1 protein-coding gene is annotated in these 249 nt (G+C 45.4%); it reads left to right on the top strand.

The annotated features are described in order from the left end of the window. The coding region (locus RMT89_RS44555) for a hypothetical protein (RefSeq protein WP_315889455.1) at positions 1–249 on the top strand (249 nt) is incomplete at both ends.

Below are 249 nucleotides of genomic sequence, written 5' to 3'. Positions count from 1 at the left end.
AGATTGTGGCAATAATATTGGTGATCGTGCTTGGCTGCAAATTTACAAAATCGCCTGGCGCGATCTGGACCAAGTTAAAGATGGTGGTACTGTTTCAGCGCAACGCATTGATGTGCGATTAGCGGATACTGAACCCGAGCGTAAGAAACACGCCCACAATAATGACTGTGAAGCCCTAACGGTAGTAGGAAATGAATTGTGGTTATTTACCAAAAACTGGCAGGATCAGAATACGCGGCTGTATCGCAT

The sequence above is a fragment of the Streptomyces sp. P17 genome, from assembly GCF_032436805.1.
Classification (GTDB): domain Bacteria; phylum Actinomycetota; class Actinomycetes; order Streptomycetales; family Streptomycetaceae; genus Streptomyces.
Note: the sequence above shows the minus strand (reverse complement) of the source record. Positions and strands in the feature narration are given on the sequence as shown.